General features: G+C 56.5%; 2 protein-coding genes and 1 pseudogene. 1 reads left to right on the forward strand and 2 read right to left on the reverse strand.

The window, feature by feature from the left end; genetic code table 11:
• Positions 1-76: 76 nt before the first annotated feature.
• On the forward strand, positions 77-205 hold the full coding sequence (locus tag CW742_RS11840) for a hypothetical protein (protein ID WP_292420635.1): 129 nt from the start codon (positions 77-79) through the stop codon (positions 203-205).
• 100 nt (positions 206-305) lie between these two features.
• Here CW742_RS11840 and CW742_RS11845 read toward each other — a convergent pair whose 3' ends face one another.
• Both CW742_RS11845 and CW742_RS11850 read right to left on the reverse strand, forming a co-directional pair.
• Entirely contained in the window at positions 306-782 is a 477-nt protein-coding gene (locus CW742_RS11845; protein ID WP_292420637.1) for a DUF5804 family protein, read from the reverse strand.
• Between the two features lie 38 nt (positions 783-820).
• Positions 821-1,720: pseudogene (locus tag CW742_RS11850) on the reverse strand (AAA family ATPase); the annotation flags it as partial.
• Between the last annotated feature and the right edge of the window lie 52 nt (positions 1,721-1,772).

The following is a 1,772-nucleotide window of genomic DNA, read 5'->3' on the forward strand; positions in this document are numbered from 1 at the left end:
TGACAGTACGGGACTGCCGGCAGGATTCTGTGCGGGACGATCCCGGGCTGGGAATGAAAACAGGAGATACCGACGCATGACAATAACAAAGACCATGAACCATTACCCGGTGATGTTCCGGGCCATTGAAGGCATCGCGCTGCTTGCCCTGATGGGGGCCTGCTTTGCACTCAGCTGGCTCTTCCGGCGCGAACCGATCTTTTAAGGAGGGATCCCAAAAAGGATCCGTCATCTTTCTCATCTCCAGGGAATATTCTCTTCATGAGAGAATCTTTTCTGCAAGGGCTGACGTACTATGACCAGATTCAGGTGAGATCTTCCGGCCCGCCCAGCAGTTCACCCTCTTCCACATCGTCTTCCGTGCACCAGATCTCAAGCGTCTGGTCAATACCGGCATATTCCTGGTGGTACTCGTCGACCGTTGAGCCTGGAGCCATCGGCACCGAGCTCATGAGCTTCCCGTCTTTGAACCCGTAGAGTTTTCGGTATTTCCAGCCGGGGCCAAGGACAACGGTCCGCTCAAAATAGACGTCCTGTGCCAGCTGGTGGGTGAAAAAGATTCCCGGTTCCCATTCGAAGAGTGGCTCACGCACGTACCGGCGGATATACCAGCGCAGTTCGGCAACAAGCGCAAGGGCACTGCTCAGTGCTGCACAGGAAATGTACACGCCACAGGATTTCTTTTTCGGGTGGTAGAACCGCAGTGCCATTCGGCTCGTCTCCGAAGAAAAGAGGGTATGGTGGAGATCGGTGCCTTCGCGCTGGATCAGGAGGATGTTCATTCCTCTCTCCAAACTTTTTTGCCCATCGTAATGCGGGCTCAGGTATACATCCGGTTGTCGGCAACTGCCTCGTTCTTCACCTTGCGGGCCGCATCGGTGAAGTCGATCATCTCAACCTTTTCTGCTTCGCGGCGAACGGCCATCATGCCGGCTTCGCGGCAGATCGCCTCGAGTTCTGCGCCGGTGGCGTTCTCGGTCATGCTGACAATCGCATCCATCTCCACGTTACCCAGCTGCATCTTCCGTGAATGGATCTTCAGGATCTGGAGCCGTGCCTCTTTATCCGGTACCGGGATTTCGATCAGGCGGTCGAACCGGCCGGGCCGAAGGAGTGCCGGGTCCAGCATGTCTGCCCGGTTGGTTGCCGCCATGATCCGTACATCGCCGCGGTTGTCAAAACCGTCCATTTCGGCCAGCAGCTGCATCAGTGTGCGCTGGACCTCTGCACTACCACTTGTGCCGTCGTTGGTCCTCATGCTGCCAACGGCATCGATCTCGTCGATAAAAACAATTGCCGGCGCGCGTTCGCGTGCCAGCTGGAAGAGTTCCCGGACGAGGCCGGCACCTTCTCCGATAAACTTGTGGACAAGTTCGCTGCCGGACATCCGTATAAACGTTGCCTTTGCCTCATGGGCAACTGCTTTTGCAATCAGGGTCTTGCCGGTACCGGGTGCACCGTAGAGCAGGATGCCCTTGGGGGGTTCGACGCCGATACGCTGGAAAATCTCCGGCCGGGTCAGGGGGTACTCGACGGCTTCACGCACTTCCTTGATCTCGTTTGCAAGACCGCCAATCTGGGCATTCGATATATCCGCGGATTCCCAAAGTTCCATCACGCAGACTCGGGAGTCGTAGATCTTGCCGATCACCTTGACGATCGAGAGCGCGTTTCTGACTGAAGCCTTCTCCACGGTTTTTAGGCGGCGCAGAAGTTCCTCTCCGGCCTTTTTGAGCTACTTCTGGTTTTTGGCCGCTGTGCGGAATACGCTG

The sequence above is a fragment of the Methanoregula sp. genome, from assembly GCF_002835825.1.
In the GTDB taxonomy this organism is placed as follows: domain Archaea; phylum Halobacteriota; class Methanomicrobia; order Methanomicrobiales; family Methanospirillaceae; genus Methanoregula.